The organism is Promicromonospora aerolata (genome assembly GCF_042682255.1).
Classification (GTDB): domain Bacteria; phylum Actinomycetota; class Actinomycetes; order Actinomycetales; family Cellulomonadaceae; genus Promicromonospora; species Promicromonospora aerolata.
The window spans coordinates 5,858,196-5,871,915 of the sequence record NZ_JBHUHF010000001.1 but is presented as its reverse complement, the minus strand read 5'-3'; the positions used below and the strand labels follow the sequence as shown (position 1 = coordinate 5,871,915).

Here is a 13,720-nt window from a genome sequence, read left to right as displayed (position 1 = left end):
TGTGAGCTCTCGGCAATACTTCTGCCAGACTGCCGGGCTCAGGTATGACCCGCACGTAAGTCTTTTCCGCAACGAAACTGGAGCGACTCCATGACCCCCGAGGCTTGGAAGACGATCGCGATCGTCGCGTACCTCGCACTGATGCTGGGTATCGGCTATGCGGCGTTCCGCCGCACGGACAACCTCGACGACTACATGCTCGGTGGCCGGCGACTGAGTCCCGGCGTCGCCGCCCTGAGCGCCGGCGCGTCGGACATGTCCGGCTGGCTGCTGATGGGCCTGCCCGGCGCCATCTACGTGAGCGGGCTCGTCGAGTCCTGGATCGCCATCGGTCTGACGATCGGCGCCTGGCTCAACTGGAAGTTCGTGGCGCCGCGCCTGCGCGCCTACACGGAGACGGCGAAGAACTCGATCACGATCCCGAGCTACTTCGAGAACCGCCTGCACGACACGTCGCGCCTGCTGCGCGTCTCGTCGGGCGTCATCATCCTGGTGTTCTTCACCTTCTACGTCTCCTCCGGCCTGGTCGCCGGTGGCACGTTCTTCGAGGGCTCGTACGGGTTCGACTACACGACCGGCATCTGGGTCGTCGGCGGCGTGACGCTCGCGTACACGCTGTTCGGCGGGTTCCTCGGCGCCACCTGGACCGACGTCGCGCAGGGCAGCATGATGCTGCTCGCCCTGATCGCCGTTCCCGTGGTCGCGTTCTTCGACCTCGGCGGCTGGGAGCCGATCCGCGAGGGCATCCTCGCCGCGGAGTCCAGCGGCGCGGCCAACCACCTGTCGTTCGTGGCCGGCGCGTCCGCCACCACCATCATCTCCGCCGCCGCGTGGGGCCTCGGCTACTTCGGCCAGCCGCACATCATCGTCCGCTTCATGGCGATGCGCTCCCCGCAGGACGCCGTCGCCGGACGCCGCATCGGCATCAGCTGGATGATCGTGACCGCGCTCGGCGCGATCGTCACCGGACTGATCGGCGTCGCCTACGTCAACGTGCACGGCGAGACGCTGGAGAACCCGGAGACGGTGTTCCTGTACCTGTCGCAGGTCCTGTTCCACCCGCTGGTCGCCGGCCTGGTCCTGGCCGCCGTCCTCGCGGCGATCATGTCGACGATCTCGTCCCAGCTCATCGTCTCGTCCTCGGCCCTGGTCGAGGACCTCGTCAAGATCACGGGCAAGGAGATGTCCGCTCGCACCCAGGTGATGCTGGGCCGCGCCGGCGTGCTGATCGTCGCCGTGATCGCGGCGATCATCGCGTTCGGCCGGACCGACACCATCCTCGACCTCGTCGGGTTCGCCTGGGCCGGGTTCGGTGCGGCGTTCGGCCCCATCGTGCTGCTGAGCCTGTACTGGCGCCGGCTCACCCGCTGGGGCGCGCTGTCCGGCATGGTCGTGGGCGCCGTCGTCGCCTTCGGCTGGGGCCGGTCCCCCCTGGCCGACACGCTCTACGAGCTCGTCCCCGGCTTCGTGCTGGGTGGGCTCGTCGCCATCGTCGTCAGCCTGGTCACCCCGGCGCCGTCGGAGTCGATCCGCGAGGAGTTCGCCGAGGCGACCCGCCTCGCGACGGCGAAGAGCACCGTCGCTCCCTGACGCCCGCCCGGTCCGCCCGGCCGCACCCGTACGGCATCGCCGGACGGGTGCGGCCGGCGGATCAGACCGGGCTGAGCCCGGACCAGCCGGCGACCCGGAATCCGTCCCCGTCCTTCGCCACGCGGAACCCGCCGTGCCCGCCGAAGTGGGCAGGCAGCAGGAGCAGATCCCGGTCCGCCGCCTCGGTGAACAGGCGGTCGCGGGTGCGGTAGGCCTGCGCCGGGTCCTCGTCGAAACAGCTGCTGGTGTGCACGTCGAGCACCTGGGCCGGGCTGTGCAGGCTGTCCCCGACGAAGAGCACCTCGTCGCCCCCGGACACCAGCCGGAGGATCGAGGCACCGGGCGTGTGGCCCGGAGCCGCCTCCAGCGTGAGGGCGGCGTCGATCCGATGGCTGCCGCTCCAGGCCATGACCTGGCCGGCCGCCAGCACCGGGGCGACGCTGTCGGCCCAGACCTGGTGCGCCCCTGGCCCCATCACCGTCGCGTTGTCGTGCACCGGGTCCCAGAACGCCAGGTCCTCGGCCGGCATGAGGTACTCCGCGTTGGGGAAGGTCGGTACCCAGGCCCCGTCCACGAGACGGGTGTTCCAGCCCACGTGGTCCGCGTGCAGGTGCGTGTTGACGACGACGTCGACGCTCTCCGGGGTGACCCCTGCCGCTGCCAGGTCGGCGAGATAGGCGGTCTGCAGGTGTGACCAGCTCGGCACGTCCGGCCGGTCCTTGTCGTTGCCCACCGCGGAGTCCACGAGGACCGTCCTGCCCCCGCTGCGAATGATCCAGGTCTGCATCGCGACCCGGGCGGTGCTCTCCATCGTCGTCGCGCCGTCGTCCTCCAGGAAGTACGGCCGCAGCTCGCTCTCGTGCCCGTTCCACGCGGACGGGTCCGTGCCGGGGAAGAACTGGTCCGGGGTCATGCCGATGCTGCCGACGCTCTCCACGACCCGGCTCACCGTGACGTCACCGACGGCGTACCGGTCGCCTGCCGAGGTGGCCTCGACCGTGGTGCTGTCCGTACTCAGGTTCTCGGTCATCGTGTTCTCCGTCCAGGCGCCGCAGACACCCTGTCGCGGCGAGGTCAACGGTCGCCCGGCACACGCGCGGTCCACCAGACCCGCCCGTGGCTATCCCTGGGAGGGTCAGGCACCGGAGGGCGACGTGCTGGAGACTGGCACCATGCCCTCCGACGCCCCCACCGACTCCCTCGGTGCCTTTCTCCGGGCCAGCCGTGCGCGCATCTCCCCGGAGGACGCGGGCGTGCCGCGCTACGGAGACCGCCGCCGCGTCGCGGGGCTGCGCCGTGAGGAGCTCTCGCTGCTCGCGGGCGTCAGCTCCTCCTACTACACCCGCTTGGAGCAGGGCCAGTCCCGCAACGCGTCGCCGGAGGTGCTCGACGCCCTGGCCACCGCCCTCCGGCTCGACGACGCCGAACGCACCCACCTCCGGCGTCTCGCCACCGGCCGCGGCACGCAGCGGACCCCGAGGCGGAGCGCGCCCGAGCGGGTCGACCCGGCCCTGACGGCACTCCTGGGCTCGCTCACGGACGTGCCCGCGCTCGTGCTGGGACGCCGGAGCGACGTGCTGGCCTGGAACCCGCTCGGGCACGCCCTGCTCGCCGGGCACCTGGAGCCCGGTTCCCCGACCACACCCGGAGCCCGGCCGAACATGGCGTCGCTGGTCTTCCTCGATCCCGACACGCGCGAGCTCTACGCCGACTGGCGGGCGAAGAGCCGGGCCGTGGTCGGCAACCTACGCCTCACCGTCGGCCAGCATCCCGAGGACCCCGACCTGGCGAGGCTGATCGGCACCCTCTCGATGTCCAGCACGGACTTCGCCGCCCTGTGGGCAGACCACAAAGTCCGGGCGTGCGCCACCGCGGACTACACGCTGCACCACCCCGTGGTCGGAACCCTCACCGTCACGCAGCAGACCCTGCGGTCGATCGACCAGCCCGACCAGACGCTCGTCACGCACACGACGCTGCCCGGCACCCCCTCGGCCGAGGCACTCTCACTGCTGGCCCAGGTGGTCGGGTCGCGGCCAGTGTGAGGTGGCCGCCGCGATGGCCGTGGCCACCTCCTCGAACCCGGCGTGCGCCCGGCGTCGTGCCATCGTGGTGGTGGGACCGTCGCCGCACACGACCCGGAGGTGAAGCGGTTGACCACGGACGCGTCAGGTTCACCCCAGCTGTGGACGATCGGCCACTGGACCTGCCCGGAGCAGGAGTTCCTGCGGCCGCTCGACGAGCAGGGGATCGAGCTGATCGCCGACGTCCGGGCGCAGCCCGGATCGCGGCGCACCCCCCACTTCGACCAGGACCGGATGCCGCAGTGGCTCGCACGGGCCGGGATCGGCTACGTGCACCTGCCCGAGCTGGGCGGCCGGCGCCGCAAGCAGCAGGTGGATCCCGGCATCAACGCCGGCTGGGAGAACGCGAGCTTCAAGAACTACGCCGACCACACCCTCGGCCCGGAGTACGGGCGGGGTGTCGAGCAGCTCACGACGCTGGCCCAGCACCGGAGGGTCGCCCTGCTCTGCGGCGAGCCGATGCCGTGGCGCTGTCACCGGCTGCTCGTCGCCAACACCCTCGCAGCACGCGGCTGGGTGGTCTGGCACCTGATCGTCGGGGACCGGCCACGACGGCACGAGCTCGGGCGGTGGGGCGCGGCGCCGTCGGTCGACGCCGACCTGAACGTGACCTACCCGGCGGGCGACGACGCCGTCGTCCGGTAGACCGGATCTCCGGATCTCCTGTGAGCCGGACCGACCAGCGAGCCGACACCCGGCGGACGGCGCGCGGCACGGCGCAGGACACGGCGCAGGACTCACCGAAACCTCACAGAGGTTCCCAGAACCCGGCCAGCACCGCCCGGCAGGGTCACCGGCATGAACACGATCGACGTACGAGGACTGACCAAACGCTACGGACCTGACACGGTGGTGGACGACCTGTCGTTCACCGTGGAGGCCGGCCACGTGACCGGGTTCCTCGGCCCCAACGGTGCCGGCAAGTCCACGACCATGAAGATGATCATGGGCCTGGCCGCACCGACCCACGGGTCGGCCACCATCGGCGGCCGGCACTACCGCGACCTGCCCGTTCCGCTCACGCACGTGGGCGCGCTGCTCGACGCCGGTGCCATCCACGGCAGCCGGACCGCCCACGACCATCTGCTGGCGCTGGCGGTGAGCAACGGCCTGCCGACCGCCCGGGTGGGCGCGGTGCTCGAACGGACCGGCCTGACGAGCGTGGCCCGCAAGCACGCCGGAGGGTTCTCGCTCGGCATGCGCCAGCGGCTCGGGATCGCGGCGGCCCTGCTCGGCGACCCACAGGTGCTCATCTTCGACGAGCCGGTGAACGGGCTCGACCCGGAGGGCATCCGGTGGATCCGGGGATTCATGCGCTCCCTGGCCCACGAGGGCCGCGCGGTCCTGGTCTCCAGCCACCTGATGAGCGAGATGGCGCAGACCGCCGACCACCTGGTCGTCATCGGGCGGGGCAAGCTGATCGCGGACACCAGCATGACCGACTTCATGGCCGCCAACGGCGCGGGCACCGTGCTCGTCCGTTCCTCGGAGCCCGGAACCTTCGCACGCCTGCTCACCGCCGCGGGAGCCACCGTGCGGGACGGGCTCGAGTCCTCGCTCGTCGTCTCGGGCATGACCGGTGCCGAGATCGGCCGGCTCGCCGCCTACCACGACGTCGTGCTCAGCGAGCTGGCCCCGCAGCAGGCCTCGCTGGAGGACGCCTTCATGGAGCTGACCAAGGACAGCCTCGAGTACCTGGGAGCCACCTCATGACCACACTCGCCGAAGCCCGCACGCTGCCCGTCTCCGGCACCGTGCCCTTCTCCCGTACGGTCCACGCCGAGTGGATCAAGTTCCGCAGCCTGCGCTCCACCTGGTACACCCTCGCAGGCCTCGCCTTCGCGGGGCTCGGGATCACCGCCCTCTCCATGAGCTCCATGGGAGCGCACTACGCGAGCATGACCCCGGCGGAGCGGATGGACTGGGACCCGACGAACCAGAGTCTGACGACGTACCTCGTCGCCCAGCTGATCATCGGCGTGCTGGGCATCCTCGTCGTCACCTCGGAGTACGCGACCGGCCTGATCCAGACGTCGCTGGCCGCCACCCCGAGCAGGCACCGGCTGCTCGGGGCCAAAGCACTGCTGCTCACCGGCGTCGCCGCGGTGGTGGGGCAGGCCCTGATGTTCGCCGCGTTCTTCGTCGGGCAGACCATGCTCGGCGCCCAGGGTGTGCCGAACGCGAGCATCGGCGACCCCGGGGTCCTCTCGGCGGTCATGGGTGGCGGCGTCTACCTCGCGGCGATCGCGCTGCTCGCACTCGGCCTGGGTGCGATCCTGCGGGCCACGGCGGGGGCGCTCGCGACCCTGGTAGCCATCATCTACCTGGTCCCGGGCTTCGCCGGCCTGTTTCCTGCGTGGCTCGAAGGAGTCCTGGACTACTGGCCCACCCTGGGCGCGTCAGCGGTCCTCACCACCGTCCCGAGCCCCGACTATCCGGACCCGTGGCTGAACCTTGCCGGGATGTGCCTCGGGGTCGCAGCGGTCCTGACCGCCGCCTTCGTCCTCTTCCGACGCCGCGACGTGTGATGTCCCGGGCCGCGGAGAGCCGGTCGTCCGCCGATCTGTCCCCAGGTCTCCGTACCCTGATCGACGTGGAGCGAACAGGTGGGGCGCGCAAGCCGCCGGAAGCCGCACAGCGGCTGCTGGTGGTCGACGACGAGGACACGGTCCGTGAGCTGCTCTCCGCGACCCTGCGGTTCGCCGGGTTCGAGGTGTCCTCAGCGGCCACCGCCGGTGCGGCGGTGGCCGCCGCCGTCGCCGAGCCGCCCGACCTGGTGCTGCTCGACGTCATGCTGCCGGACATGGACGGCTTCGAGGTGGTCCGGCGGCTGCGCGAGCAGCACCCGGGCGGCCGGGTCCGCCCGGTACCCGTCCTCTTCCTCACCGCCAGGGGTCGCCAGGCCGACAAGGTCACCGGGCTGTCCCTCGGCGCCGACGACTACGTGACCAAGCCGTTCGACCTGGAGGAGCTGATCGCCCGGATCCGCGCGATCCTGCGCCGCACCGCCGAGCACCCCGCCGAGGTGCTGACGGTGGGCGAGCTCGACCTCGACGCCGAAGGGCACCAGGTGACCCGGTCCGGACACCCGGTCCGGGTCTCGCCCACCGAGTTCCGGCTGCTGCGCTACCTGATGGAGAACGCCGGGCACGTGGTGTCCAAGGCACAGATTCTCGACCGGGTGTGGAGCTACGACTTCGGCGGTGACGTCAGCATCGTGGACACGTACATCTCCTACCTGCGGCGCAAGGTGGACATCGGGGAGCCCAAGCTGATCCACACCGTGCACGGCGTGGGCTACGTGATGCGCGAGCCGCGGCGGTGAGGCGGCTGGGCAGGCTGTCCCTGCGCGTCCGGCTCCTGCTGATCACGGCCGGGCTGCTGCTGGCCGGGCTCACCCTCATCAGCGCGGCGCTCTCCGAACATCTCGAGCGGTACCAGCTGGACCGCATCGACGCTCAGCTGCGTTCCTTCACCGACCTCGTCTCGCACGCCCCGCCGGGTGCGCCACGGCAGCTCGACGCGGCCAGCGAGCTCTTCGGGCCCGCGCTCGACCTGCTCGGTGCTCCCTACCTGGTGTATCTGGACGCGGCGGGCGACGTGGACCAGGACCTGCGCTCCCCCGGGCTCGACAGCACCAGCCTGCCTGCGCTCGACGACCTGCGCGCCGTCCCGACCGACGGCGAGGCCGTGGGGCTCCCGTCCGCCGAAGGATCCGCGGGGTGGCGTGCGGCCGCCCGGCCCATCGCCGGGATTGACGGCACGGTGATCGCGGCCGCCCCGCTCGCCGAGAGCCACGCCACCATCGACGCCCTGCGCCGGAGCAGCGTGCTGAGCGGTGGCGCGCTGCTGGTCCTGCTCACGGCGGTCGGCTGGCTCGCCCTCGGCCGGGGTCTGCGGCCGCTGCGCCAGATCGAGCACACCGCGGCCGCGATCGCCGGCGGCGACCTCACCCGGCGCGTCCCCGACCTCGCACCGCCCGAGACCGAGATCGGTCACCTCGGCGGCTCGCTGAACACCATGCTCGGCCAGCTCGAGCAGGCCTTTGCCGACCGGGCGGCGTCGGAGACCCGGATGCGCGACTTCGTCTGGGACGTCAGCCACGAGCTGCGCACCCCGCTCTTCGGCATCAAGGGCTCCACCGAGCTCTACCAGATGGGCGCGCTGCCGGACCGGGCCGACGTCGACGACACGATGCGCAGGATCAACCGCGAGGCCACCCGGCTGGCCGCTCTCACCGAGGACCTGCTGGTCCTGGCCCAGCTGGACGAGGCCCCCGAGCAGCTCGACCGGACCCCGATGGACCTGCGCACCCTGGCGAGCGACGGTCGGCTCGACGTGCGCTCCCTCGACCCGACCCGCCCGGTCGAGCTCACCGGACCGGGCGGCACGGGGCCCGCTGGTCCCGCACCGGTCCGCGCCGACGAGGCCCGGCTGCGGCAGGTCGTCACCAACCTCGTGGGGAACGCCGCGACCCACACCCCGCCGGGCACAGCCGTCCGGATCGGTGTGGGCACGACGGGTGACCGTGCCGTGCTCGAGGTCGCGGACGACGGGCCCGGGCTCAGCGCCGAACAGGCCGACCGCGCCTTCGACCGCTTCTACCGGGCCGATCGCTCCCGGAACCGCCAGGGTGAGGCCGGTGCGGGACTCGGGCTCGCCATCGTGCGCTCGATCGCGCGGGCCCACGGCGGCGAGGTCGAGCTGGAGACCCGGCTCGGTGAGGGTGCCTGCTTCAGGCTGACGCTGCCCCTGGCGGGGACGCCGACCGACCCCGGGTAGCCGTCGGCCCGCGCGGTGTCCGGCCCGGGCGAGCACTCATCCGGTCCGTCCCCCGAGCATCCGGCCCACCACCCGGCGTCGTACCACCACGGCGACGTGCACCACCAGCGCGACGTAGAAGCACAGGTGCGCGGCGATGTGGAGCGGCACGAGATCGCCGTCGCCCACCACGAGCACGATGCCGGTCGCCGGGACCACGAAGAGCAGCGCGAGCAGGGTTCGCTCGGCATGGTGCAGCACCACGCGGTCGCGCGCCGTGAGCCGCGGGTCCCACGGCGGCAGCGGTGTCATCCTGCGCCATACGACGCGCAGGACGCCGATCGCGATGATCGCGAGCCCGAGCACGACGTGCCAGCCGGGCAGGGTCAGGTCGCCGGCGCCCAGGTCTCCGGTCCACAGGTCGGACCACGCGGCACCGACGGCCTCCTCCGCGTCCTCCTCGCGGGCCTCCTGCGCCTGCTCGCACCGGTCCTCGAGCTCGTCGAGCCGCCGTTCCTCGGCATCGGACGTGTCACCGCCGCTGCGGTCTTCCCCGGCCGGGTCGCAGTCGGGGCCGGGCCGGTCCGCCGCCTCGTCCATCACGTAGCCGACGGCGAGCTGACCGAGCAGCAGCGCGACGGTGGACCAGTGCAGCACCTTCGTGACGATGCCGTACCCGTGCTCGCCGTTGCGCCACCTCATGCGCGTCACCCCACCGCAGATCGCTCGCGCCGTCCAGCGCTGCCGCGGTGAGTCGCACGCCCGGCGGAGTGCGAGCCGCCCGGGGCCGTGGCACGGTGCGAAGAGATCAGCGGTCCAGCACCGGCCACGACCTACCGGACGGGAGACCAGGATGACCGAACAGCCCGGCTACGACCCTGCCGAGGACCCGGACGCCGACCCGGAGCAGCTCAACCCACGCACGGGAGCCGCCGCGGGCCGGGACGAGGGCGAGGACGACGCGGCGGCTCCCCAGACCGCCGGTGAGCCCGACCCGCACGCCGACCAGGATGCCGACCCTGACTCCGACCCGGACCCCCTGAACCCCCGGACGGGCGACCGCTCACGCTCCGAGGGCTGAGGTGGCGATGCGTTCCTCCTGGTTCACCGACGCGGTCATCTACCAGCTCGACCCACGCCTGTTCGTCGACTCGGACAACGACGGCTGGGGCGACCTGCCCGGCGTCATCGAGCGGCTGCACTACCTGCGCGGGCTCGGCGCCACGTGCGTGTGGCTGCTGCCGTTCTACGCGTCGCCCTTCCGCGACGGCGGCTACGACGTCGTCGACCATCTCGCCGTCGACCCGCGCCTGGGTGACCTGGCCGACGTGGCCCGCCTGCTGGAGACGGCCGACGACCTCGGCCTGCACGTGCTCGTCGAGCTGATCACCCAGCACACCTCGGACCAGCACCGCTGGTTCCAGGAGGCGCGGCACGACCGGAGCTCCCCGTACCGGGACTACTACCTGTGGTCCGACGAGCCCCGCGACGACATCGAACCCATGTTCCCGGACGTGGAGCCGAACGTGTGGACCTGGGACGAGGAGGCGCAGCAGTTCTACCGGCACGGGTTCTACGCGCACGAGCCCGACCTGGCGCTCGACAACCCGCGCGTACGTGAGGAGCTGCACCGCATCGTGTCGTTCTGGCTGCGCATGGGGGTCTCGGGCTTCCGGGTGGACGCCGTGCCCCTGATGCTCGAGCGCGCCCGGGCCGCCCGGCCGGACACCGACGGCCAGTGGCTCGTGCGCGACCTGCAGGCCTCCGTGTCGGCGCAGCGCTCGGGCGCGGTGCTGCTCGGGGAGGTCGACGTCGAGCCGGACCGCTACGCCGACTACTTCGGTACCGACGACGAGCACGGCATGACGATGCTGCTCGACTTCTGGTCGAACAACCACGTCTTCCTGGCCCTGGCACGCGGTCGGGCCGAGCCGCTGGAGCGGGCCCTGCGTGAGCAGCCCGCTCCCCCGCGCGGCTCCACGTACGCGCACTGGCTGCGCAACAACGACGAGCTCGACCTGGAGCGGCTCACCGAGGAGGAGCGGCAGGAGGTGCTCGACGCGTTCGCGCCCGAGGAGTCGATGCGCATCTACGACCGTGGCATCCGGCGCCGCCTGGCCCCGATGCTCGACGGCGACCCGCGCCGCCTCGCCATGGCGCACGCCGTCCTGCTCTCCCTGCCGGGTCCGCCGGTGCTGCGGTACGGCGACGAGATCGGGATGGGCGACAACCTCGACCTGCCCGAGCGGGAGGCCGTCCGCACACCGATGCAGTGGGCCACGACGGCGTCCGCGGGCTTCTCCCGGGCCCCGCAGGACCGGTTCCAGGCACCGGTGATCCGCGGCCGTTACGGTCCGGAACGCGTGAGCGTGGACGAGCAGAACGTACGCGCGGGCTCGCTGCTGCACCGGGTCGGCGGGCTGGTGCGGGCCCGGCTGGGGATGAGCGAGCTCGGCAGGACCCGGCCGGAGCCCTGGGACGTGGGTGCCCCGTCCGTCCTGGCGCTGCGGTACCGGGTCGAGGAGTCCAGCGTCCTGCTGCTCGTCAACCTCGCGGACGAGGAGGCCGTCGCGACCCTGCCCGACGACGAGCTCACGGCCCTGCGGACGGGCGAGGCCCGCTATGTCGACGTGCACGTGGACCAGGACTATCCGGCCGTGGAGACGGACGGCCGGATCTCCCTCGCCGGGTACGGCTACCGGTGGCTGCGCCGCACCATCGACGGCGACGCGGCCGGCGCGAGCGGCCCGGCGGAGCCCGGCGACCTCGGCGGCGGGGACGACGCGTGACGGTCATCGGCTTCCACGTCTCCCACGAGCAGCTCCACCCGACCGAGGGCCTGCGGGTGGCCCGCCTCGCGCAGGACGCCGGGTTCGACGCCGGGATGTGCTCCGACCATCTCGCGCCGTGGAGCGAGCGACAGGGCGAGTCGGGCCTCGCGTGGTCGTGGCTCGGTGCGGCGCTCACCGGCACCGAGCTCTCCTTCGGCACCGTGTGCGCCCCCGGTCAGCGCTACCACCCGGTGGTCGTGGCGCAGGCGGTGGCCACCCTGGGGGCGATGTTCCCGGGCCGGTTCTGGGTGGCGCTCGGCTCGGGCGAGAACCTCAACGAGCACGTGACCGGCGACCTGTGGCCCCCGAAACCCGAGCGGGACGCCCGGCTGGCGGAGTGCGTCCAGGTGATCCGCGCGCTGCTGCACGGCGAGGAGGTGGACCACGCCGGTGTGGTGGTGGCGCGCCAGGCACGGCTGTGGACCCTGCCGGAGGTGCTGCCGCCGCTCCTGTGCCCCGCGCTGACGGCGGCCACGGCCCGCCGGCACGCCGCCTGGGCGGACGGCCTGATCACCGTGAACCAGCCCGTCGCCGACCTGCGCCGGATCGTCGAGGCGTACCGGGAGGCCGGCGGTGCGGGAGAGGTCACCGTCCAGGTGCACCTCTCGTGGGCACCGGAGCTCGCGCAGGCCGAGGCGGTGGCGCTGGACCAGTGGCGCACGAACACCGGATCGCCCGAGACCGCGGCGGACACTGCCACGACCGCGGCGTTCGACGCCAGGGCCCGCGACGTCGGGATCGCGGAGGTCCGGCGTACCGTCCTGGTCTCCGCCGACCTCGGCGAGCTGACGGCGTCCCTGGCCGCCCTGCGCGACGCCGGCGCCGACCGCCTCTACCTGCACCACGTCGGACGCCGGCAGGACGCGTTCATCGAGGCGTTCGGCGAGCACGTGCTGCCCGCCTTGCGCTGAGCCGGCGGGAGAGTGGACCGACCGCCGGATAACGTGGCGGTATGGCAGGCACCCTGCCCGACTGGCTCGACTGGTGGGCGAGCACGGACTACGACGTGGCGCGCACCGTGCTCCAGCGCGGCTTCGGTGCCCTGTACGCGCTCGCGTTCTGGGGTGCGCTGCGGCAGTTCCGGCCCCTGCTCGGGGAGCACGGCCTCCAGCCGGTCCCGGCGTTCGTCGCCCGCACGCGCTGGCGCGACGGTCCTTCCCTGTTCCGGTGGCACTACTCGGACCGGCTGCTCGTGGCGGCCGCCTGGTGCGGCGTGCTGCTGGGGGCGAGCATCGTCGTCGGACTGCCGCAGGCCGGGCCGTGGTGGGTGCCCGCGCTGGTGTTCCTCGCACTGTGGTGGCTGTACCTGTCGCTGGTGAACGTCGGGCAGACGTTCTACGCGTTCGGCTGGGAGACCCTGCTGTGCGAGGCCGGTCTGCTGGTCGCGTTCCTCGGTTCCGGCGCCGTACCCGTGCCGCTCGTGATGATCTTCGCGGTGCGCTGGCTGCTGTTCCGTCTGGAGCTCGGCGCCGGCCTGATCAAGTGGCGGGGCGACACCGCGTGGCGTGACCTGACCGCCCTGAGCTACCACCAGGAGACCCAGCCGCTGCCCGGCCCGTTCTCCTGGCACGCGCACCATCTGCCGCGCTGGTGGCACCGGTTCGAGGTGGCGGGCACCCACGTCAGCCAGCTGATCGTGCCCTGGCTGCTCTTCCTCCCGCAGCCCTTCCCGTCCGTCGCGGGCGTGGTGTTCGTCCTCACCCAGGGCTGGCTCGTGGTGACGGGCAACTTCGCATGGCTCAACTGGGCCACCATCGTGCTCGCCCTCGGGGTGGTCGACGACGGCACCTGGGCCTGGCTGGGCGGCCTGCTCGGGCTGTCGGACGGCGCCGCGCCCGCCCCGTCCGCTGCCGTCGCCGCTGCGCCGGTGCCGCTCGCCTTCGTGCTCGTGGTCGGTGTCCTGGCCCTGCTGCTCCTGGTGCTGTCGGTGCGGCCGGCACTGAACCTCGCGTCGCGCCACCAGCGGATGAACGCGAGCTTCGAGCCGTTCCGGCTGGTCAACGCCTACGGGGCGTTCGGCTCGGTCACCCGGCAGCGCGACGAGATCACCGTGGAGGGCACGCTCGCCGACCGGCCGGGACCCGACGACTGGGTCGAGTACGGGTTCCGGGCCAAACCCGGCCGCCTGGACCGGCGTCCGCCGCAGGTGGCGCCGTACCACCTGCGGCTGGACTGGCTCATGTGGTTCCTGCCTCTCGGCCACCCCGGCAGGTGGTTCACCGTGTTCCTGCGCCGGCTGCTCGAGGCCGACGCCCCGACCCTGCGGCTGCTGCGCCACGACCCGTTCGACGGACGGCGGCCGACCGCCGTCCGGGCCGTCCTGCACCGTTACCGCTACACGACGCCCGAGGAGCGGCGCCGCACCGGTGACTGGTGGGTTCGGGAGTCGCTCCACCTCGCCGTCGAACCCGTGCGGCTGGACGGCGGGCGGCTTCGCGGCACACCGTGACGGCG

At 72.5% G+C, this 13,720-nt stretch carries 13 protein-coding genes; 11 read left to right on the top strand and 2 right to left on the bottom strand.

The window, feature by feature from the left end; translation table 11 throughout:
- The first annotated feature begins 90 nt into the window (after positions 1-90).
- Entirely contained in the window at positions 91-1,590 is a 1,500-nt protein-coding gene (putP, locus tag ACFSL2_RS26185) for a sodium/proline symporter PutP (protein WP_377200652.1), read from the top strand.
- 61 nt (positions 1,591-1,651) lie between these two features.
- On the opposite strand, the gene ACFSL2_RS26180 is transcribed toward putP, so the two are convergent.
- A complete protein-coding gene (locus ACFSL2_RS26180) occupies positions 1,652-2,620 on the bottom strand; it encodes an MBL fold metallo-hydrolase (protein ID WP_377200651.1) in 969 nt (322 codons plus the stop codon).
- Between the two features lie 142 nt (positions 2,621-2,762).
- Between ACFSL2_RS26180 and ACFSL2_RS26175 the strand changes: the two genes are divergently transcribed.
- The 6 genes from ACFSL2_RS26175 (at position 2,763) to ACFSL2_RS26150 (ending at position 8,456) form a co-directional block, all read left to right on the top strand.
- Entirely contained in the window at positions 2,763-3,635 is an 873-nt protein-coding gene (locus ACFSL2_RS26175; protein ID WP_377200650.1) for a helix-turn-helix transcriptional regulator, read from the top strand.
- 99 nt (positions 3,636-3,734) lie between these two features.
- The gene (locus ACFSL2_RS26170) at positions 3,735-4,319 is read left to right on the top strand and encodes a DUF488 domain-containing protein (RefSeq protein WP_377200649.1); all 585 of its coding nucleotides are present in this window, start codon (positions 3,735-3,737) and stop codon (positions 4,317-4,319) included.
- A 153-nt stretch (positions 4,320-4,472) separates the two neighbouring features.
- Positions 4,473-5,387: an ATP-binding cassette domain-containing protein gene (locus ACFSL2_RS26165; RefSeq protein WP_377200648.1), complete on the top strand. Its 915-nt coding sequence runs from the start codon at positions 4,473-4,475 to the stop codon at positions 5,385-5,387.
- Entirely contained in the window at positions 5,384-6,202 is an 819-nt protein-coding gene (locus ACFSL2_RS26160) for an ABC transporter permease (protein ID WP_377200647.1), read from the top strand. Before ACFSL2_RS26165 ends, ACFSL2_RS26160 begins: the two co-directional genes overlap by 4 nt.
- A gap of 65 nt (positions 6,203-6,267) precedes the next feature.
- On the top strand, positions 6,268-6,999 hold the full coding sequence (locus tag ACFSL2_RS26155) for a response regulator transcription factor (RefSeq protein WP_377200646.1): 732 nt from the start codon (positions 6,268-6,270) through the stop codon (positions 6,997-6,999).
- On the top strand, positions 6,996-8,456 hold the full coding sequence (locus ACFSL2_RS26150) for a sensor histidine kinase (protein WP_377200645.1): 1,461 nt from the start codon (positions 6,996-6,998) through the stop codon (positions 8,454-8,456). Before ACFSL2_RS26155 ends, ACFSL2_RS26150 begins: the two co-directional genes overlap by 4 nt.
- 36 nt (positions 8,457-8,492) lie before the next feature.
- Here ACFSL2_RS26150 and ACFSL2_RS26145 read toward each other — a convergent pair whose 3' ends face one another.
- Positions 8,493-9,137 carry a cytochrome b gene (locus tag ACFSL2_RS26145; RefSeq protein WP_377200644.1) on the bottom strand — a complete coding sequence of 215 codons (645 nt, stop codon included), beginning with the start codon at positions 9,135-9,137 and terminating at the stop codon, positions 8,493-8,495.
- Between the two features lie 151 nt (positions 9,138-9,288).
- Here ACFSL2_RS26145 and ACFSL2_RS26140 point away from each other — a divergent pair, with 151 nt between their 5' ends.
- From ACFSL2_RS26140 to ACFSL2_RS26125, 4 genes are read left to right on the top strand one after another with little or no spacing between them, the layout of a single operon-like run.
- On the top strand, positions 9,289-9,516 hold the full coding sequence (locus ACFSL2_RS26140) for a hypothetical protein (RefSeq protein ID WP_377200643.1): 228 nt from the start codon (positions 9,289-9,291) through the stop codon (positions 9,514-9,516).
- A gap of 7 nt (positions 9,517-9,523) precedes the next feature.
- The gene (locus ACFSL2_RS26135) at positions 9,524-11,224 is read left to right on the top strand and encodes an alpha-amylase family protein (protein WP_377200642.1); all 1,701 of its coding nucleotides are present in this window, start codon (positions 9,524-9,526) and stop codon (positions 11,222-11,224) included.
- On the top strand, positions 11,221-12,177 hold the full coding sequence (locus ACFSL2_RS26130; RefSeq protein ID WP_377200641.1) for a TIGR03885 family FMN-dependent LLM class oxidoreductase: 957 nt from the start codon (positions 11,221-11,223) through the stop codon (positions 12,175-12,177). Before ACFSL2_RS26135 ends, ACFSL2_RS26130 begins: the two co-directional genes overlap by 4 nt.
- 41 nt (positions 12,178-12,218) lie before the next feature.
- Complete coding sequence (locus ACFSL2_RS26125) at positions 12,219-13,715, top strand: lipase maturation factor family protein (RefSeq protein WP_377200640.1); 1,497 nt, start codon at positions 12,219-12,221, stop codon at positions 13,713-13,715.
- Positions 13,716-13,720 lie beyond the last annotated feature (5 nt).

Coding starts and splice junctions, on each gene's coding strand:
- putP (WP_377200652.1), top strand. CDS start 91: ATGACCCCCGAGGCTTGGAAGACGATCGCGATCGTCGCGTACCTCGCA.
- ACFSL2_RS26180 (WP_377200651.1), bottom strand. CDS start 2,620: ATGACCGAGAACCTGAGTACGGACAGCACCACGGTCGAGGCCACCTCG.
- ACFSL2_RS26175 (WP_377200650.1), top strand. CDS start 2,763: ATGCCCTCCGACGCCCCCACCGACTCCCTCGGTGCCTTTCTCCGGGCC.
- ACFSL2_RS26165 (WP_377200648.1), top strand. CDS start 4,473: ATGAACACGATCGACGTACGAGGACTGACCAAACGCTACGGACCTGAC.
- ACFSL2_RS26160 (WP_377200647.1), top strand. CDS start 5,384: ATGACCACACTCGCCGAAGCCCGCACGCTGCCCGTCTCCGGCACCGTG.
- ACFSL2_RS26145 (WP_377200644.1), bottom strand. CDS start 9,137: ATGAGGTGGCGCAACGGCGAGCACGGGTACGGCATCGTCACGAAGGTG.
- ACFSL2_RS26140 (WP_377200643.1), top strand. CDS start 9,289: ATGACCGAACAGCCCGGCTACGACCCTGCCGAGGACCCGGACGCCGAC.
- ACFSL2_RS26135 (WP_377200642.1), top strand. CDS start 9,524: ATGCGTTCCTCCTGGTTCACCGACGCGGTCATCTACCAGCTCGACCCA.
- ACFSL2_RS26125 (WP_377200640.1), top strand. CDS start 12,219: ATGGCAGGCACCCTGCCCGACTGGCTCGACTGGTGGGCGAGCACGGAC.